The organism is Acidovorax sp. LjRoot118, from assembly GCF_964253575.1.
Taxonomy (GTDB): Bacteria; Pseudomonadota; Gammaproteobacteria; order Burkholderiales; family Burkholderiaceae_C; genus Acidovorax.
On record NZ_CAXURB020000001.1, the window covers coordinates 4,670,519 to 4,689,145 of the forward strand.

Consider the following 18,627-nt stretch of genomic DNA (forward strand, 5'->3'; position numbering starts at 1 on the left):
GCGATGCCTGAGAACTCTTCGGGGGTGATGGTATGCCGCTGGAATACTTGCGCGAAATCTCTCGCGGGTCGCTCCCGCTGGAAGTGAGCGACTTGGCACAAATCGACAAGCTGAGGGTGCTGGCAGCGGCCGACATGGTCGTTGCAGATCTACCCGAAGTGGGCAAGGCGGGCTCAGCGATCGTTCGCGAGATCACCGGATATGGCCGCGCCGCGCTTTCTGCGCCCAGCCCGAACAGACCTGCGTAGCCGAGGGATGGAGTAAAGCGCCTGGCATTGATTTTACTGAGCCCTTTTGCATCCGCAACCTTCGTCGCAAGGCACCGTCCCTGAACTCCTCACGCTCAGCGGCCGAATGTCGTGGTAGGTTGGCAGGAGGTGGCGGCTAGCCCTCGTCATCTTTTTTGTCTTCGGTTTTGAACAGTCCCCGGATGTTCATGAAAGCCAGACACACCTGTAGCGCAATGAGCGCCATGGCATGGGTATAAAGGCCCCAAGCCATCCACAGGACATTGCTCGCAAGGAACACCCAGAACCCGACGTTGCGGCGACTGGCGTCGTTGGAACCGACCAGCCATGCAGCCAGCACCGATGCCAAGAAAGCGGGCCACTGTACCCAGTCAAGCCAGTCATCCATGGTTGAAATGTCCCTCGAAGTTCAGGATGCAGACGGCGTCACCAGGGCACCGCTCAGTTGCATTAGCGTGGCGCCAAAGCCTCCAGGTGCCCGAAAATGCTTTCGAGAGCTGGTGGTCACGCGCGCTGCGGCAGTCCACGCGATCGACAGACCCCGCTCCAGCAGGCGGTGTACCAGGGCTACATCCTCGCCCGTGGCCAGTGGTAGGAAACCGCCGGACAGGTGATAGGCGTCGGCCGTGATGCCTAGATTGGCGCCGTGGATATGTCGATGGCCATCGCAGTCCTGGTAAAACGATTGGAAACGTGCGCGCACCTCATCGCTGTGAGCGCCCCAGTCGCGCACCTGGACCGTTCCACAAACGGCGTCTGCCTGCAACCCGAGCTGCTGACTGATCCAATCGGGCGCTACCTCGCTGTCCGCATCGGTGAAGGCAAGCCATCGCGCCCCTGCAGCCAGTGCCGCTTGCGCTCCAATTGCACGAGCCGCGCCAACATTTCGAGCCCTACTTTGTAAGGTCCGCACACGCGCGAACCCTCGGGCAATGCGCGCAGTGCCATCAGAGCAGTCGTCGAGCACTACTATGACGATCACCGGCTCGGTCGCCAAGGTGGGGCATAGAGCTGCCACAGTAAGGGAGCGCAGACATTGCGCAATGTGTTCTTCTTCGTTGTGAGCGGGAACGACAACCGCAATCATCGCCGGACACCTCGCGCTACGAGCAAACGGTTAAAACCGGTCATGGTTTCACCTCGGTTGCGGCGACTGAAATCGAGATGGCTGACGGCGCTGTCTGCGCCCGGGCCCCCGCCTCAACCCGGGCAATTTCCTCAGGAACCAATCCACCTATGAGCAGCCATGTGGCAAAAGCTGCCGTCGCCACCACTTCGGCCCAAAGTAGCCCACGGTTCTCCCATGGCGAAACAGGTTGGGGAAACTCGCCGGCCAAGTTGCGAGAAGTAGTGGCATGGTTCTGTTCGGTCGCCATTTCGGCCTCCTGCGTGTGATGGAAGCAACGCTAACGTTTGCCTTCTGGGCTTCATGTCGGACGGCTCCTTCAGCAGATGTCATGGTGCGGCGCATGCCTGCAAAGCAGCCTTGCCCTTCAAGGGCAGATTTGCAATCAACAGCGTTGTGAGGTGCCGCGGGCGAGTAGCGAGGGTATCGTCAGCGCCGCATTGCGCAGCGCAGGGCCAGTCCGATCACCATTCGTGCCCACGGGGACGAAGCCGGCAAGCAAAATTAGCTCCCGGCGGCGCAAGCAGGCCAGCGCCGCAAATCGGATCTCCACGCGTAGAGGTTCGTCAGACGCAGCTCGTTCTCCAATTCGCGGGCGTCATTAAAATTGTCAGACCCGACCCTTGCAGTAGCACATCGGTCGGTTCTGAACGTCAGACCGGAACGCCGGAGCTCGCGGACCCGGATGCATCGTTCCTCGGTACAGCCTTTCGTCGGGCTAGGCATTGAGACTGCAGTTGAATGCCTGTCGGACTGGATGAATCTCGCTCATCGTTCATGTTGCCTTGTGGTGCTGAAGTAAGGCAATGCATGCGCGCTACCCATCCAGGAAAGTTGGCTTCGCGCGTAGGTTTGGTCTCGGGGGGAAACGGCTTCTGCGTTCGGATCGTCCAAGCTGGCTGTCGTGACGTCAATGCACGTCTCCCCATCCTCACGAAAAGTCAGTTGTGTGCGGCACTTGGCGCAGAAGGTGCGCATGCCACGCGGCGTTGACCGGTAGTTGCGCGGGAAGCCTTGCGTGAACCGAAAATTCATCGCCTCAACACTGCACCAGGCGACCACCGGCGCCCCCGTTGTCGCGCGGCACAGCGTGCAGTGGCATAAAGTGGCATTGGCCACGTCTCCCTGCAGCTCGTAACGCACTTCGCCGCAATGGCAACCGCCAGAGCGGATCTTCGATGTCGATGAAGGGCTTGTCATGATCGTTTCAAGTCGGGGATGGTTTTACTGAGGATCTGGGATGCGCGGGTGATGGCCTGCTTCTTCTTCCAGTAGTCAAGCCAAGGGTCCTCCTGCTGGAAGCTCAGGTATTCACGGGCGGTCGCGATGGTCCACTGCGCCCCGCCCTTGAGCTCCCTGATCTGCTCCCAGGCCACCGGCATTGAGACACCCATGCCTGGCCGTGACCGCGCCGAGAACGCGCACGCCGTCGTTTGCCCGTGCCCGTTGCGCAGGTAGTCGATGAAGATCTTGCCCACCCTGTTCTTGCCGCCCATGACGGCCACGAACTTGGACGGGATGACCTTGGCCATGTGCTTGACCACGGCCTGAGAGAACGCCTTCACCTCATCGAACTCGAGCTTCGGGGTGATAGGGACCACGACGTGCAGGCCTTTGCCCCCGCTGGTCTTGAGCCAGCTCTCCAGCCCCAGCTCGGTCAGCATCACCCGCGTGAGTTCGGCCGCCTCCTGCAGCATGGGCCAAGTCACGCCTTCGCCCGGGTCCAGGTCGAGGATGAACCGGTTCGGCTGGTTGATCCGCGCGATCTTCGAGTTCCAGGTGTGAAACTCCACGGCATTCATCTGCGCCGCGGAGATCAGCCCTTGCGCTGAATCGACCGCCAACAACGCTGCATGCTCAGGCCACAGGGCAGGGTCCAGGTCCTTGACGCCGGGCATCTTGCTTTCGGAATGCTTCTGGAAGAACAACTCTCCGGTGATGCCGGTGGGCGCGCGCACCAGCGACACCGGCCGGTTTTTCAAGTGCGGCAGCATCCGTTCGGCAATGCTCTCGTAGTAGCGCACCAGGTCGATCTTGCGCAGCCCGGTCGTGGGATCGATGACACGCTCCGGGTTGCTGATCTTCAGGCTATTGGCCTTCGACTTCGTTTTTGGCGTGGCGGCCGCGATGGAGCCTGCGTTTGCGGGCGCCGCCTTGGCTCGCTCCCGAACGATCTCGCTGGCTGGCTTGTCCGTGCGGATGCCTCGGAAGACCGCATGGCGGATATGCTGGTCGGGCGTCCACTCGCCGAAGGCGACCTCCACCACCATGGTCGGCCTCACCCACCTCTCGCTCCCGGCCCTGCGCTTGGACCAGCGTCCCGGCTTGACCTCAGCCGCACTCACCGGCGGCGTTTTCACCTCCAGTTTGGACAGGCGGGTGTGCAGCTCCCTTCCCGCAGCCGAATCCCAGCCCGTACCAACCGAACCCGCATGGCGCAACTGCCCGTCATCGTGGTACCCCAGGAGCAGGCTGCCCACCTCCTTGGTGGCGTTTGCGCGTTCGGTGAAGCCCAACACCACGAATTCCTGACGATGCTGGCATTTGAGTTTGACCCAGGTATCGGTGCGACCTGACACATAGGGTGCGTCTGCGCGCTTGGCCATCACGCCTTCCAAGCCCATTTGGCAGGCAGCTCCCAGTAACTGAACAGGCGCCACGTCGAACGACTGGCTGAAGCGCACGGTATCGCTCTCACGCTCGTCAAAGAGCTCTTTGAGCACGGCCCTTCTCGCTGCGAGCGGCACAGCGCGCAGGTCCATGTCGCCGAGGAAGGGCACGTCGAACACAAACAGCACGATGTCGGTAACCTGGGCGCTGTCTATGGCGTTCTGCAGGCGGTTGAAGTCCGGAATACCGGCGTCGTTGAGCACGGCAATTTCGCCATCCAGCCAGGCGCTGGTCAGGCCCAGCTGGGCAACAGCATCGGCGATGGGGCGCAGCCTGTCGGTCCAGTCATTGCCGTTGCGCGTGAAGATGCGCACGTCGTCGTCGTCGCCGTCGATGCGGGCCATTACACGGTAGCCGTCGAACTTGGTCTCGATGACCCAGTCCCCTTCTGGTACGGAGGACACAAGAGTGGCGAGTTGAGGCGCAAGCTTGGCGGGCAGCTTGGCTTTTCGGGCCGCCTTGAGTGCGGTGTCGGTGTCCGCTGCGCTTTTGCGCCGGGGTGCTGTAGCTTCCCTCGGCTCCCGCTCCTCGATCAATCCAAGGGGCTTGTCCACCACGCTATCAGGCAGCGCGGTGATCACGTCGTACTCGGTGCCTGGCCTTGCCCATGCGTCGCCGCGCTTCTTGAACAGCATCCACTGGTCCTGCTTTTTCTCGCCGGGCTTGGAGATGCGCACCAGCTCCCACAACCCGGCCAGCTTCTGGCCGTGCAGCTTGAACATCACCTTGCCCTTGGCCAAGCCGTCGCGCGGATCACCCACGGGATCCCATGTGCCGCGGTCCCATACGATGACCTTACCCGCGCCGTACTCGCCCTTGGGTATGGAGCCTTCAAAGGTGTTGTAGTCGATCGGGTGGTCTTCGACGTGGATCGCCATGGACTTGGCGGCCGGATCGTACGATGGCCCCTTAGGCACGGCCCAACTGACCATGACGCCATCGAGCTCCAGCCGGAAGTCGTAGTGCAGGCGCGAGGCCCAGTGCTTCTGGATGACGAAGTGCAGCGCATCCGATGGGACTGCCTTCTTGCCGCGCCTAGTGGGCTTGTGCACACCTGCAGGCTCTGCGGTCTTGCTGAAGTCGCGCTTCGCGTTGTATTTGGCGAGGGGGGTGTCCGGCGCCGATGCCGGCGGGGCCTTTGACATCTTCGCTGGCGCCGGGCTGGCTGCCGCTAAGGTCTTGCGGCGTGCGGGAGCCTTCTTCTGCACCGCCAGTTCAGCCCACACGGGGGCGTGGTCGCTGGCGCCTTCCCGACCACGTTCGTCGCGGTCTACACCGGCGTCCACCACCTTGAGCATTGGCCCTGCCAGGATATGGTCGATGCGCAGGCCGGCATTCCGCTCCCAGCGCTTGCGGCGATAGTCCCAGAAGGTGAAGGGCACCCCCTTCTTGTGCACCTGTGCGAGGGCATCGGTCCAGCCCTGGGCCAAGATGGAGGCGTATACCGCACGAGGCTCTGGCTGCAGCAGCGCGTTGTCGCGCCAGGTGTCGGGCTTGTAGATGTCGGCATCGGTCGGCACAACGTTCCAGTCACCCAGCAGCACCACGGGGTAGCCACAATTCCACAGCTCCTGCGTGCGCAGCCGCAGGCGCTCGAACCAGCGCAACTTGTAGTCGAATTTGGGGCCGGGCTGCGGGTTGCCGTTGGGGAGGTACAGGCAGGCGTAGAGTACGCCGTTGATGGCGGCTTCTAAGTAGCGTGCCTCCTTGTCCGCCGTGTCGCCGGGCAGTGTGGTGATCACCGGCAAGGGCTCCTGCCCGCGAGACAGCAGGGCCACACCGTTCCAGGCGCGTTGGCCCACCACCACGGCGCTGTAACCCGCCGCTTCGATGGCTGCGGTGGGGAACTGCGCTGTGGGGCATTTGAGTTCCTGTAGCGCCACCACGTCTGGCTGCGTGCGCCGCAGCCAATCGACAAGCAGGTCTATGCGCTTGTTGACGTGGTTGATGTTCCAGGTCGCAACGCGCACCGCATGCTCACCGGCTGCCCTTCAGGTGCGCTTCGACTGCCTTGGCGTCGTTGCCCACAGCCTTCACCGCGGCCTTGAGCTCGTCGGCGGTCACACCGAACTTCTTGGCCCAGTCGCGCACTTCGTAGTCTTCGCTCAGGCTGATGCGGGTGCGGTCCTGGCCCCCGGTCTTTGTCTTGTCATCGGACATGGTCGTCTCCTTTGGGTTGGTGATCTCTGGCCGTCAGGCGGCTTTTCTTTGAGGGGCGGCTTTCGCTGGTGCCTTCTTGGCAGCTGCTTTCTTCGCGGGGGCCTTCTTGGCAGGGGACTTCGCATCTTCCTTGGCGCCGCCCTTCAGGCTGCGCTTGAGCAGCGCGGTCAGGTCGATCACCTCGCCACCAGACTGTGGCGCTTCCTCTTCGGGCTCCACCACGGTCTTGCCTTCCCCGGCCTTGGCCTTCTTCTCGACGAGCTTCATCACCTGGATGCGGAACTCGTCCCTGAAGTCGTCGGGGTGCCATTTGCCGGACATCTCGGCGACGAGTTGCTTGGCCATCTTGAGGTCGGCGGCACTCACGCTCTTTGCGCCGGCAGGCGGCAGTTCCAGGGAGTCGAGGCCCTTGACCTCGTCGCCCCAGCGCAGCAGATTGAGTACGAGTGCCGGGCCCGAAGGCACCAGCGCGGCCAGGTGCTGCTTCGTGGCGATGACGACTTTGGCCAGGCCGATCTTGCCGGTGGAGATCAGCGTCTCACGCAGCAGCGCATATACCTTGTCGCTCTTGTTGACCGGCGCCACGAAGTACGGCCGCTCCAGGAAGATGAAAGGCATCTCGTTGGCGTCGATGAAGCGCTCGATCTCAATCGTCTGCGTGGTCTTGGGGAACACCGCTTCGACTTCTTCGGGGCTGATGATGACGTACTTGCCGTTCTCGTATTCCACGCCCTTGACGATGTTGTCCTTGTCGATTTCCTTGCCCGTTCGCTTGTTGATGCGCTTGTAGCCAACCGGATCCATGGTGCGCTTGTCCAGCCAGTCGAAGTCCACGCCCTCGCTGGTGGCGGCTGTGTGCAGGCCCACCGGGATGTGGACGAGACCGAAGGTGATGGCACCTTTCCAGAGGGTGCGGCTTCCAGTTGCCATGCTGATCTTCTCCACGCGCGGGGATCCCGGGTGGTCAAAATTTTGCGATCCGCCCCTATTTGCCCACGTAGGTGCTTTCTCACGCGTTTCGTAGGCCATCGCACCATCTATCGGTTAGGTGTAGCCAGGGACAACGCGTTATGCGACTTGCAGAATTTATCACCGAGAACCACACCGCCATCCTGAATGCGTGGATCGATTTTGCGCGCAATCAGTTGCCCCGCTGCGCAGGACCTTGACGATGTCGGGCTGGAAGACCACGGCAAGAAAATCCTGGAAGAGCTGGTGCGCAACATGGAATTGCCTCAGGATGAGGAAGAACGGCGCAGAAAGTCTGAAGGAAAGAGCCAACTGGCCTCCACCTCGGCGGGAGTGCCCTCTCGAAGCCATGCACGGCAGCGTGAGCGACAGGGGTTCGAAGTGGGTCAGATGGTGGCTGAATACCGTGCACTGAGGGCCACGGTTTTGAGGCTCTGGCGCGCATCGGGCCGAGGGGCGCAGCTGCAGGATATAGACGAGGTGATTCGGTTCGATGAGGCAGTTGACCAGGCACTTGCTGAGTCCGTCGAAGTGTTCATTGCAGAACTGAACAAGGCACGCGACCTTTTCCTGGGAGTACTGGGGCATGACCTACGGGGGCCCCTCAGCACGATAGCGGGCGCAGCCACGGTGGAGCTGCGCAAGTGGCCGGGCGACGTACGCCACGCGCCGGTCGTCCTTCGCAGCGTGGCCCAGATGAAGGCTCTGCTTGATGACCTCATGGAGTTCACAACCCATCGCCTAGGCAAAGGGTAACCCCGCGGCGGGTGTGTGTTGATCCGTTGCACCTGGGGCAAACCGCCGCGCAACGTAGCAGCGCCACTGGGTTGCCAGAAGTCCGCCTTGGCGTTCGCTACTTCAGATCAAGCATCTCGCGCACCTTGCCAACGAGCGTCTCCAACTCGAAAGGCTTGGTCATCACCTCCATGCCTTGCGGAAGCAGGCCATTTCCCACTGTCGCCTTGTCCGCATAGCCGGTGATGAACAGTATGGGCAGATCGGGCCGCGTGGTGCGTGCCATGTCAGCGACCTGACGCCCATTCATTCCTCCCGGCAGACCGACGTCGGTCACCAGCAACTGTATTCCCGCCACCGATTTGAATATGTGCAAGCCTTCGGTGCCATCCTGCGCACCCAGGGCGTTGTATCCAGCGTCCTTGAGTGTTTCCAGCACCAGCGTCCGGATCGTCGGCTCGTCCTCGACCACGAGTACCATTTCTCCCGAGCTTTGTACCATTAGCTCGACAGGTATGTCTTCTTCATCCGCTTCAACCGCGCCCCTGTACCTGGGCAGGTAGATAGATACCGTAGTGCCTACACCCACCTCCGATTCGATCACGACCTGTCCACCCGATTGGCGGACGAACCCATACACCATTGAAAGTCCCAAGCCTGTACCCTGTCCCAGCGGCTTGGTGGTGAAGAACGGATCGAACGCACGTGTCTTCACATCTGCATCCATGCCGTATCCCGTGTCACGCACCTGCAAGCCTACGTAGCTCCCTGCCTGGAGATCGAGCTCGCGGGCACGTCGCGAATCGAGCACCTCGTTTGATGTCTTTATGAGCAAACGCCCACCGTCTGGCATGGCATCACGTGCATTGATGCACAGATTCAGCAGTGAGTTTTCCAGCTGCGACGCGTCGATCATCGACGCCCATGCCTCTGCCGCAAAGTGGGTTTCCACTTCGAGGGCTGGTCCCAGAGTCCTTTGAATCATCTCGACTACGCCGGAGACGAGTTGGTTGATGTAGATGGGCTTCGGATCGAGGGTCTGTCGCCTTGAAAAGGCGAGCAGCCGCTGGGTGAGCGATGCAGCTTTTCTTACGGACTTCATCCCAAGGTCGATGTAACGCCGGGCGTCATCCAACTTGCCCGCATCCAGGCGCTTCTGCAAAACCTGCAAGCTTGCGCTGACGCCGCCTAGCAAATTGTTGAAGTCATGGGCGATGCCACCAGTAAGCTGCCCCACGGCCTCCATTTTTTGAGATTGTCGCAGGGCATCCCGGGCAGCTAGAAGTTCGGCCAGAGCAGCTCGCTCATCGGTAATGTCGCGACCTACGGTATAGAAAGTGCCGTTCGGTGGATCCAACTCCGGCACTGCCGACCAAGCATAGGAGATGGGGACACCGTCGGCCTTGAGCAAGCGAACTTTGAAATGGTGGACAGGGCGACCTGCCACCAGTGCTTCAATGACGCTAGCGGTCTCCTGCAGATCGTCAGGATGGATGATTTGAGCGAACGGCGTCGCCAAAAGCTCAGCCTCAGAACGCCCGAGTTGGCGGCTCCACGACGGATTGATGGACAGCAGCCGTCCCTCAAATGAAGCCACCGCGAAAAGATCGCGGCTCATATCCAGGATTCGTGTTCGCTCCCGGTCGGCCATAGCGAGCTGCCGTTTTTGCGACTCCTCTTGTGCGGTGGTTTCGATGCAAACGCCGAAGAGCCCGGCCACTGCCCCGCCCGCTTCAGAGCGCACCGGGGTGTATGAAAAATCGAACACCGCGTTTTCCACCGTGCCCTGGCGGTCAAGCCCCACATGGAATCCCCTGAGCGCAATTGACTCACCTACAAGCACACGCTCGAAGTGCGGGCCCAGGTCTGCCCAGGCTTCAGCCCAGACCTTCCGCGCAGGCATACCCAAAGCCCGTGGGTGTTTGCTGCCGGCTATCGAGATGAACGCATCGTTGTGGATCCATGTCTGTTCTTGCCCCCAGGCCAGAAACATGGGTTGGCGGGAACTGAGCACTAACTCCAGCATGGCAACAAGAACTGGAGACCAGGAGGCATACGGCCCCAGCGGAGTCGCCGACCAGTCAAACTCGTCGATCCGCTGCCGCATTTACTGGCGTGGCGTGAGAGGTAAATGGATATTCGACACGGTATAAGCAGTGGACGCATGAAATGTGGAGACTCGCCAACAGTAGTCTTCACCAGCTAGAGCGTTTCAAACCTGAGCTGAACCCCTCGCACTGTTGTGGTCCATCGCCGCACACGCGTGTAGGCTTCATACGGGGTATGGAGCCCTACGCAGGAGTTTACGAGCGCAGAGCCTTCGTGGTAAGAGATCGTGCGCGACCCTGTAACTTGCCAGGAAAATACCGGATCTTGGCATCCGGCTACAGCACGCCTAATTCGCGGCGCGTTCTGACATGCAAGTGCGACCCACGCTGGCATCCATGGGGCTGTACGGCTTTCAATCTTGCATATGCACTCAACCCCGAACCCACACAATCCCCACGTCGCGGCAGCGAGCTGGAGCGACTGTGTCGCCCTTTACGTTCCCGCCGGACTCCGCAGCCCGCTTTTCAAGGCCCTCGGTGCCGGCCCACAGGCTGCGTGCAGCCAATGAACGAAGTACTGCTCCCCGCCCTTAGCTTTGCGCTGGTGGGTCTTCTGCTCGTGGTGATGACGCTGACCAGTTCCTTCATCGCGCGCGTTCCGCTCAGCTCGGCCATCCTGTACTTGGGCGTGGGCGTGTGCATCGGCCCCTGGGGCTTGGAGCTGCTCACGCTCGATCCGATCAAGGACGCGGGGCTGATCGAGCGCCTGACCGAAGTCGCAGTGCTGATCTCGCTGTTTACTGTGGGCCTAAAGCTGGAGCTGCCGCTGCGCGACGCGCGCTGGCGCATTCCGCTGCAGCTGGCCACGGTGTCGATGCTGATCACCGTGGGAGCGATTACGGCCGTTGGCGTGTGGCTGTTGAACTTGCCGCTGGGCGCTGCCGTACTGCTGGGCGGGATTTTGGCGCCCACCGATCCGGTGCTGGCGTCGGACGTACAGGTCTCAGACCCGCAAGACCGCGACCGACTGCGTTTTGGTCTGACGGGCGAGGGAGGGCTGAACGATGGAACGGCCTTTCCCATAGTGATGCTAGGCCTGGGGATGCTGTCGCTGCACGACCTGGGCGACGGCGGCTGGCGCTGGTGGACGGTGGACGTGCTCTGGGCCGTGGTGGGCGGCGTGGGCATCGGCTTTGCGCTGGGCGCCGTCGTGGGCCGCGCCATCCTGTACCTGCGCATCCGTCGGCGCGAGGCGCTGGGGCCGGATGAGTTCATGGTGCTGGGCCTCATCGGGCTGGCCTACGGGGTGGCGATGCTGTGCCACGCGTACGGCTTTTTGGCCGTGTTTGCGGCGGGGCTAGCGCTGCGGCGCGTGGCCGCGCAGCCGGTGGCAGAGGTGGCGCCGGGGCTTGTTGAAAACGCCAAGCCTGCCAAGAAGGAGCAAAAGGCCAAAGACGATGCGCAGGCCGCCGAGCGCTCGCCAGAGACGCCGCCCATCGAAGAGTTGCCCACTTACCTGATGGAGTCGGTGGCGCGTTTCAACTCCCAGCTCGAACGCCTTGCCGAAGTGGCTGTGGTGCTGGTGGTCGGTGCTTTGCTCGCCGTGGTGGACTTTGGCGCCGAAGTGCTGTGGTTTGTGCCGCTGCTGCTGTTCGTGATTCGGCCGCTGTCGGTCTACGCCGGGCTGGTGGGCGTGCGGATGCGGCGCTCACAGCGCCGGCTGATCGCCTGGTTCGGCATCCGCGGCATCGGCTCGGTGTACTACCTGATGTACGCGATCACCCACGACCTGCACCCCGTCATCGCCCAGCGGCTGCTGGCTATCACGCTGGCGGTGATCGTGGTATCGATGTTGTTGCACGGGGTCTCGGTCACGCCACTGATGCGGGGTTATGAGAAGCGCAAGGAGGCAAAACGTGCGGTGCAGGAGTGAGGGCTGGGTCGGTGGTGCGTTCTGAATCGTGCTCGACCAATTTGGCGCAATCAGCCAAGCAGACCAGCGGCCCCTTGAGGCGATGCTTCAGTGCGGGATGCCGGAGAAGGTTTTCGGTCACTGCGTGCTTGTAGAAGATCCTGGTATGAGGGTTCACCTTTTACAGGAACACGCAAGTCCAAAGCGTCTTGATCATGTCCGTGAGATGGATAGGCGCAATGCTCGTTCATGAGAGCGGATCTTGAAGTCTTTCATGCTGCAGCCGGCCACACTCTTGCAGAGACGATGTGGCTGAGACCGTTCATGGGAACCAAAGCCCCAATTACCCACCGCTCACGGCGAGGCGGCGGATACAGCGCTGTCACACGCATCAACGTCGTTATGCTGCAGGAGCGGCACCTTCGCCAGAAAAGGAGAGAGCCCGAAGGCTCTCTTGCTGGTCAGCGAAGGAAGATCGCGATCAGGATGATGATCGGAATGGGGACACCGAGGAACAACAAGAGCAGAGAGCGCATGGGAAACTCCTTGGGGGTTGGTTGATTGCGGGGATTACAGGTCGCGGTGGCGACCGCCGAAGGTGGCCGCGAAGCTGGCGACGAAGGCGCCGACCAGCAGGGACACGAAGAGCCACAGAGCACCGTAGGCAGAGGCCTTGCGCGCCGTGTCTGCCGCTTCGGTGGCCTTGGCCTTGGCCTCGGCCAGCTTGGCCTGGGCCTTGGTGTAGGTTTCCGTCACGCGCTTTTCAGCGTCCTGCTGCGAGATCCCTGTGCGCTGGGCCACTACCTGGGCGACATACTTCACGTCATCTGCGGGCAGTGGGGCACCAGCGCTCAGGCTGTTGGCGAAGATGCGCGCCACTTCGGCGGTGGAGGTGGATGCAGATTGCGGGCTCGACGCGGCCGGCGCGGCGGTAGCGTCCGCTGCAATGGGTGCCGATGCGGCTGCAGCCGGACCGGCCGCCGCCACGGTCTTGCGGAACAGCGAGTCCACCAGGTAGCTCGGCGACGAGTCGCTTTGCGATGCCTGGCCGGCAGCTGCAGCGGCGGCCCCCGTACCGGCAGCTGCAGCGGCGGCCCCCGTACCGGCAGCGGCTGCGGTGGTGGCTGCGCCACCCGCCACGGCCCCACCCGCCTGCACCCCGCTGCCCACGATGGCGCCGATGGCCGAGGTCAGCATGGCCGCCGTCACCAGCGTGGCCACGGACCAGGCCAGAAAGCCGTGGGCCGTATCGCGGAAATAGGTTTCGTCGGTGTGCACCCCCAGCCACTTGACGCGCAGCCGCCCCGCCAGGTAGCCGCCCATGCCTGACGCAGCGATCTGCGTGAGCGTGATCCACAGGATGGTGGAGATACCGAAGGTGGTGGCGGCGATGCCTGACTGCGCCCACGGTGATACCGACGACAGCCCGAGCCCGGTGCCCAGTACCAGCAGGATGAGAGACAGCGATGCGGCGCCCGCAGCCCCCGCGAGGATGGCTGCCCAGCTCACGCCGCTTGCGTCTCGCAAAGAAACTTCGCCCTCCAGTGGTTGTGCGACCAGTCGGTCGGAGCCCGGTTCATAGGCGGTGGTGGTCATGGCTTTTGCCTCCTGTTGAGATGCCCCTAGGGTAGGCAGCGGGCAACGCGCGAGGTGTTCCGTTTTGGTGCGTACCCATGTAGGCAAAACGCCTGTGAATGGAATCGGTTGGATACCGGCGTTTCAGGCTGCTACAGCGCGCCTTGCCCTGGCTCATTGCCCCATCTGTGTGCGGGGGCCACCCTGCGCCCTGTCGGCCTGCGAGGCCGGCATGCCCTCCTCGTCGATGGAGTGCACCTCCTTGTTGGAGCCAGCGACCTTGGCGCGCTCGGCCAGACGCACATAGAAGCTGGCCACGTCGCGCAGGTCCTGTTCGTCCAGGTCCTCGATGCCGATCATGCGGTTGCTCGCCTCGCGGTTGGCCGCCAGCAGCTCGTTGAGCTTGAGGTGGATGGCCACACTGTCCTTGTTCTGGCTCTGCTGGATCAAAAACACCATCAGGAAGGTGACGATGGTGGTGCCGGTGTTGATCACCAGTTGCCAGTTCTCCGAGAAGTGGAAAATGGGCCCGGCCGCCGCCCACAGCGCCACGGTGATCAGCGCCGCGCAGAAGATGCCGGGCGACCCCGCCCAGCGCGTCACGCGCGAGGCGAAATGGTCGAACGCCGTCTGCAGTGCCGAGCGGTCCGCATACGAGGGACTGCTCGTCGATGGCATCGAGCCCAGGGCATCGGTGCCATCGCCCTGGGTCAGGACTTGCTGGTTCATGGAATGCCTGCCCCTCAGTCCTTGAGCGCGGAACCCGGCTCGGCCATCTTGCGGTGCTGCTCGGCCAGCACCTGGGAGGGCGTGACTTTGGCCATGATGGCCTGCAGCTTGTTCTTGAGTCCGTGCACCACGTCGGCCTCGCCGTCCATCATGGCCGTAAAGCCGACCTTGGCCACATCCGCCGGGTCGGCCTTGCCATCATCGGCGCCCACCTGGGTGTCCAGCATGTCGGCGCGGGCGAAGAATTCGGTGTCGGTGGCGCCCGGCATCAGGCAGGTGACCGTGACGCCGGAGTCCTTGAGCTCGTTGCGCAGTGCCGCGGCGAACGAGTCGATGAAGGCCTTGGTGCCGTTGTAGACGGCCTGGAAGCTGCCTGGCATGAAGCCGGCGATGGATCCGGTGATGAGTATGCGCCCCTTGCCGCGCCGGCGCATCGGGTGCCCGATCCTGTGCAGCAGGTACAGGGTGCCGGTGATGTTGGTGTCGATGACATGCTGCACATCGGCAAAATCCTGCTCCAGAAAGCCCTTGCCCAGTCCATGCCCGGCATTGGCCAGCAGTGCATCCACCGGGCGTCCGGCGATGGCCTCGACCAGCGCGTCCACACCCTGGCGGCTGGCGAGCTCGGCCTGCACCACCTCGACGTTGGCCCCCAGCATGCGCAGGTCGCTGGCCGCCTGGTCCAGCGCCTGGTCCGCTGCAATCACCAGGTCGAAGCCGTTCTCGGCACAGTTGCGGGCCAGGTGGAAACCGATGCCGGAGGAGGCTCCAGTGACGACGGCAAGGGGGCGATAGGGGTTGGACATAGTACGACTCCTGAAACGAGCCATTGTGGAATTGCGCCCTTGCACGGCTCGTCAGGAACCAGCCCAACGCACAGGGTGCGGAGTCCTACGTGGCGCGATGATCTGGAAGTGCAAAGAGGCCCTGGCGCCATGGCCTGGTAGCTCTGGTGAACTGGCTTTTCTTCGATGGGCGGCTTTCACTGGAGCCCGCTAGGCAGCCGCGTGCTTCGCGGGAGTCTTCTCGGCAGGTGCTTTAGCGCCGTCTTTGGCGCCGCCCTTCAGGCTGCGCTTGAGCAGTGCGGTGAGGGCTATCACCTCGTCACCGGACTGTGGCGCTTCCTCTTCAGGCTTCACCACGGTCTTGCCCTCGCCAGCCTTGGCTTTCTTCTCCAAGTGCTTCATCACCTGGATGCGGAACTCGTCCTTGAAGTCGCCGGATTCCACTTGCCGGACATCGCGGCAACAAGCTGCTTGGCCATCTTGAGTTCGGCGGCGCTCACGCATTTAGTGCCCAGGTGGGGGCCAACCTGGGGCTTGGCCTGTACGTAGTGCGCGCGATTGCGACCGTTCACGGAGCTACGGTCGAGGTGACATCCGATGCCAGCGCCACCGAGTTCACACAGCGTAGCTTCGGTTCTCCACCCCTCCCGACCATGGGCGAATTGCTTGTAGCAGCTAGATCAATGCGCTCACTTGTGCGCGCAGCACTCTCGAACAGTTGCGGGTGTTTTCTATGCACTCCCGTTTTAGAAGTGCAGCAGCGCCGCATCTGACGCCAACGCATTGCGCTGGCCATCTCCGCCTATTCGGAAGTGGGCATTGGGGGCCTTGGCAATTTCCAGCCAGGAAGTGAAGTGCTTCCCCGGCAGGATCAAGGTTCCCACTGCTTCGTTGCTGCGAAGCTCGAAAGTGCCGATCGGCCCTTGGTCCTGGTTTGAGAATCCGACGAGGAGAGATGTCGCGGCGGTGCCTGAGCGCGGACCGATCAGTTCGATGAAGCCGGTCGCTTGCGGAACCTCGAGCGCATCTGCCCTGAAGGTTTCCAGGCCGCTTAGAACCAGGGCCCGATAGCTTCTTACCTTGATGATGACAGGGCCCTGCCATTGCGTGGCCAGATTCAAAGCCACATGTGCGAAATCGAGGCCGCGCTTGCTGTTGGGGTGAGTAAGGTTGCTCATAGTTGCTTTGGCTATGCGCCATGTTTTTGAGAATATGTCGATGGAAATCAGCTGAACCTTCAACAAAAACGCACCATATCTTTGCTTGCAGTACCTCCTTTTCGCCGCTGCACGGCTCTTGATTTCTTCGTAGATCTGCCGCTGATGAGACCGCGGTAAGCCCCGCCAATCGAGGGGGGGCATACTTCAGTCATGCACGGCACATTGCAGCTACACGCGATGCACTTTGGTCAAGGTCGTCCGGGCCCATTCATCCAGCGAGCAAGCCCAGTTGCGGCGCCACAGATAGCGGTCCGGGCCATGTTGCTCGGCCAGAGGCATGCGGTGTGTGAACACGAACTCGATATCGAGCTGTGCCCCCAGGGGCAATTTCAGCGCACGCCGGGTGGCGACCAAGGCCGACTCCCATAGCGCAGCGCCCTCCCGTTCTGCGGCGGACACCATGCCATCGGCAGACCAGTGGCCGTGCCAAGTCTGCAAGGCAACGTGGTCTCGCCAAGCCATAAGGGGCTCCACGCCGCCCAGGGCGCAAACCATCCGCACGGCGTCGAGCGCTCCCAGGGCGGTGCGTTCATCCGGATACGGCGCGTCGGTAACTAGTTTGAGAAACATGGTGTGTACTCAGTAGCAGACAGGACGAGCTTCTGGTTGGACAAGGCGATGGTCGGGCCCCCTGCACTGGATGTAAGTCAGACAACATCCTGTGTTCGAACCGGACGCTCCCCATCGACTACCCTGTGTAGTAGTGAAGGCGAAACCCTTACGCCTTTCTAATAACCAAGCCTGGGAGAGACCGACATGACGACGCCGAAAGACGAGCTGCCAGAGCGCATGGCAGAACTTTTTGACCGCTTGGCCGAACCCTTTCACACGGAGCTGATGGAGCAAAGCGCCAGACTTTCCGCTCAGCGCTACCTGCTGGAGATGCTGTATGCGCAGCAGTTCCTGAACCAGCCCGAGGCCTTCGAGGAGTTCATGGAAGGCGCCATCGACATGGCGCGCACGAGTTCCCGGCGTACAGAGCCCATGTCCGAAGACGTGGCGCTAGAGTTGCAGGCCCGGGTAGCCACCCAGCTGCAGCGATTTCGGGAGTCCGTGGTGCAGCGGCTTGAACAGGGCTTGGGGGAGTAGGCTAGCAACCCGCAGCTCAGCCAAGAAAAGGTGCTTGCGTGCGTGAGCCGGTGCCGAAGCTCAGCGCCCGGTCGTCCGTTGCCGTTCGGATCGCTGACTTCCAACCCAAAGACCGATGGCCAGACCTACTAGGCCAAGCGCCACGAGGTTGGCGGCTGCACTGTGGGTAGCGTCGCGCTGACCCCCGTCGATAGCGGTGTCTCGCGAGGGCGAGAAAAGGTTGCCATCGGAGCGCGCCGCGGGCTTGGCACGGCGCAGTGCCCAGCGCGTGACCCGTTCCATGGTGGCACCCACCCAGGTAGGCGCCAGCACATGGGCCAGCCGCCCCGGTCCCGCACCCGCACCGAGCCAGGTCACCGCGCGCGGTCGGTCTATCAGTGATACCACGGCACTCGCCACCCTGCGCGGGTCCACCAAAGGGATGCGCGGCTGGATGTTGCTACCGGTGTAGTTGGCGCCGTGGGACAACCCCGGCGAATTCACGAATGTGGGGGCCACGTCGCACACGTGGACGTGCGGCAGGCTGGACACCTCAGCGCGCAGCGCTTCTGAGAGGCCGCGCAGACCGAACTTGCTGGCGGTGTAAGCCGCAGCATAGGGGGCAGGGATCCATCCGCCCACCGAGATCATATTGATGAGCGTGCCGCGCCCACGCTCGCGGAAGTGGCGCAATGCCACATAGGCCCCATTCATATGGCCCATCAGATTGGCCTCGACCACGCGCCGGTGCGATGCCAGCGGCGTCTCGTCAAATCGGCCAATGGCACCTACCCCAGCGCCGTTCACCCACACGTCGATGCGCCCATGCGCCAGCAGTGCCGCCTGAGCCAGGCGATCCATGGCATCGGCGTCGGTGACATCCGTCGGCACGCCGAGGGCGCCGTGGGCGCCTGCGGCCATGCAGGACATGGCCACAGGTGACAGGGTCTCCTGGTCACGCCCGGCCAAGATCAAGCGGGCACCGCGGCTGGCAAATTCAAGTGCAGTGGCATGCCCGATGCCGCTAGAGGCCCCCGTGATCACCACCACGATGCCCCGATGCGCTGAGACAGATGCTGGCGCTGAAGAAACTACAGCATTGGGGGAGATTTCTACAGGTGTCGTCATGGCTCTGGCTCGGGTTGGTACGGGACTGCGATCACGCCTGAGGCGGAGCTTGCAGGCATCGCCTGGGCCGTGGCTCGCGATCGCGGTTCATCGTTGTAGTGCGAGGGTGCACGAAGCGCTGTAGGACCAAGCCACTAACAGGCACATACCGACAGCAGCCATCGGTTAAAAAGCTGTCTATCGGCACCGTCCTACTCTGAAACACCTTTGCCAGTTTCAGCATGCGTGCAGGTGGCGCCTTGCTACCCTTCTAA

General features: G+C 62.4%; 19 protein-coding genes. 4 read left to right on the top strand and 15 right to left on the bottom strand.

All coding sequences use genetic code 11. The features are described 5' to 3' along the window. Nucleotides 1-92: 92 nt before the first annotated feature. Nucleotides 93-248 carry a hypothetical protein gene (locus ACSQ9E_RS21980; RefSeq protein WP_157412426.1) on the top strand — a complete coding sequence of 52 codons (156 nt, stop codon included), beginning with the start codon at nt 93-95 and terminating at the stop codon, nt 246-248. A 136-nt stretch (nt 249-384) separates the two neighbouring features. Here the strand turns inward: ACSQ9E_RS21980 and ACSQ9E_RS21985 are convergent, their stop codons facing one another. The 7 genes from ACSQ9E_RS21985 to ACSQ9E_RS22015 form a co-directional block, all read right to left on the bottom strand. Continuing rightward, on the bottom strand, nt 385-636 hold the full coding sequence (locus tag ACSQ9E_RS21985) for a hypothetical protein (protein WP_057201332.1): 252 nt from the start codon (nt 634-636) through the stop codon (nt 385-387). Nucleotides 637-657: 21 nt separating this feature from the next. Next, nucleotides 658-1,335, bottom strand: coding sequence for a glycosyltransferase (locus tag ACSQ9E_RS21990; RefSeq protein WP_082604093.1), 678 nt, complete (start codon nt 1,333-1,335; stop codon nt 658-660). 40 nt (nt 1,336-1,375) lie between these two features. Beyond that, nucleotides 1,376-1,624 carry a hypothetical protein gene (locus ACSQ9E_RS21995; RefSeq protein ID WP_157412427.1) on the bottom strand — a complete coding sequence of 83 codons (249 nt, stop codon included), beginning with the start codon at nt 1,622-1,624 and terminating at the stop codon, nt 1,376-1,378. Nucleotides 1,625-2,142: 518 nt separating this feature from the next. Then, nucleotides 2,143-2,574 carry a GFA family protein gene (locus ACSQ9E_RS22000; RefSeq protein WP_082604094.1) on the bottom strand — a complete coding sequence of 144 codons (432 nt, stop codon included), beginning with the start codon at nt 2,572-2,574 and terminating at the stop codon, nt 2,143-2,145. Beyond that, complete coding sequence (gene ligD / locus ACSQ9E_RS22005; protein WP_436219190.1) at nt 2,571-6,014, bottom strand: DNA ligase D; 3,444 nt, start codon at nt 6,012-6,014, stop codon at nt 2,571-2,573. Before ligD ends, ACSQ9E_RS22000 begins: the two co-directional genes overlap by 4 nt. Before the next feature lie 7 nt (nt 6,015-6,021). Beyond that, a complete protein-coding gene (locus ACSQ9E_RS22010; protein WP_057201334.1) occupies nt 6,022-6,204 on the bottom strand; it encodes a DUF3606 domain-containing protein in 183 nt (60 codons plus the stop codon). A gap of 33 nt (nt 6,205-6,237) precedes the next feature. Then, entirely contained in the window at nt 6,238-7,134 is an 897-nt protein-coding gene (locus ACSQ9E_RS22015) for a Ku protein (protein ID WP_057201389.1), read from the bottom strand. A 186-nt stretch (nt 7,135-7,320) separates the two neighbouring features. Here ACSQ9E_RS22015 and ACSQ9E_RS22020 point away from each other — a divergent pair, with 186 nt between their 5' ends. Then, nucleotides 7,321-7,929 carry a histidine kinase dimerization/phospho-acceptor domain-containing protein gene (locus tag ACSQ9E_RS22020; RefSeq protein ID WP_057201335.1) on the top strand — a complete coding sequence of 203 codons (609 nt, stop codon included), beginning with the start codon at nt 7,321-7,323 and terminating at the stop codon, nt 7,927-7,929. A gap of 97 nt (nt 7,930-8,026) precedes the next feature. On the opposite strand, the gene ACSQ9E_RS22025 is transcribed toward ACSQ9E_RS22020, so the two are convergent. After that, entirely contained in the window at nt 8,027-10,015 is a 1,989-nt protein-coding gene (locus tag ACSQ9E_RS22025) for a response regulator (RefSeq protein ID WP_436219191.1), read from the bottom strand. Nucleotides 10,016-10,521: 506 nt separating this feature from the next. Between ACSQ9E_RS22025 and ACSQ9E_RS22030 the strand changes: the two genes are divergently transcribed. Then, nucleotides 10,522-11,889, top strand: coding sequence for a cation:proton antiporter (locus tag ACSQ9E_RS22030; RefSeq protein ID WP_057201337.1), 1,368 nt, complete (start codon nt 10,522-10,524; stop codon nt 11,887-11,889). A gap of 549 nt (nt 11,890-12,438) precedes the next feature. Here the strand turns inward: ACSQ9E_RS22030 and ACSQ9E_RS22035 are convergent. The 6 genes from ACSQ9E_RS22035 to ACSQ9E_RS22060 form a co-directional block, all read right to left on the bottom strand. Beyond that, nucleotides 12,439-13,464: a hypothetical protein gene (locus ACSQ9E_RS22035; RefSeq protein WP_436219192.1), complete on the bottom strand. Its 1,026-nt coding sequence runs from the start codon at nt 13,462-13,464 to the stop codon at nt 12,439-12,441. A 153-nt stretch (nt 13,465-13,617) separates the two neighbouring features. After that, nucleotides 13,618-14,172: a low affinity iron permease family protein gene (locus ACSQ9E_RS22040; RefSeq protein ID WP_057201339.1), complete on the bottom strand. Its 555-nt coding sequence runs from the start codon at nt 14,170-14,172 to the stop codon at nt 13,618-13,620. Between the two features lie 14 nt (nt 14,173-14,186). Beyond that, nucleotides 14,187-14,978 carry an SDR family NAD(P)-dependent oxidoreductase gene (locus tag ACSQ9E_RS22045; protein WP_057201340.1) on the bottom strand — a complete coding sequence of 264 codons (792 nt, stop codon included), beginning with the start codon at nt 14,976-14,978 and terminating at the stop codon, nt 14,187-14,189. Between the two features lie 189 nt (nt 14,979-15,167). Continuing rightward, complete coding sequence (locus ACSQ9E_RS22050; protein WP_235514371.1) at nt 15,168-15,461, bottom strand: hypothetical protein; 294 nt, start codon at nt 15,459-15,461, stop codon at nt 15,168-15,170. A gap of 242 nt (nt 15,462-15,703) precedes the next feature. Continuing rightward, a complete protein-coding gene (locus ACSQ9E_RS22055) occupies nt 15,704-16,318 on the bottom strand; it encodes a hypothetical protein (RefSeq protein WP_235514372.1) in 615 nt (204 codons plus the stop codon). 27 nt (nt 16,319-16,345) lie between these two features. Continuing rightward, nucleotides 16,346-16,747 (bottom strand): hypothetical protein, encoded by a 402-nt coding sequence (locus ACSQ9E_RS22060; RefSeq protein WP_057201341.1) that lies wholly within the window; start codon nt 16,745-16,747, stop codon nt 16,346-16,348. Between the two features lie 186 nt (nt 16,748-16,933). On the opposite strand from ACSQ9E_RS22060, the gene ACSQ9E_RS22065 reads away from it, so the two are divergent. Continuing rightward, nucleotides 16,934-17,266: a hypothetical protein gene (locus tag ACSQ9E_RS22065; protein ID WP_057201342.1), complete on the top strand. Its 333-nt coding sequence runs from the start codon at nt 16,934-16,936 to the stop codon at nt 17,264-17,266. Nucleotides 17,267-17,326: 60 nt separating this feature from the next. On the opposite strand, the gene ACSQ9E_RS22070 is transcribed toward ACSQ9E_RS22065, so the two are convergent. Continuing rightward, a complete protein-coding gene (locus ACSQ9E_RS22070) occupies nt 17,327-18,373 on the bottom strand; it encodes an SDR family oxidoreductase (RefSeq protein ID WP_057201343.1) in 1,047 nt (348 codons plus the stop codon). Between the last annotated feature and the right edge of the window lie 254 nt (nt 18,374-18,627).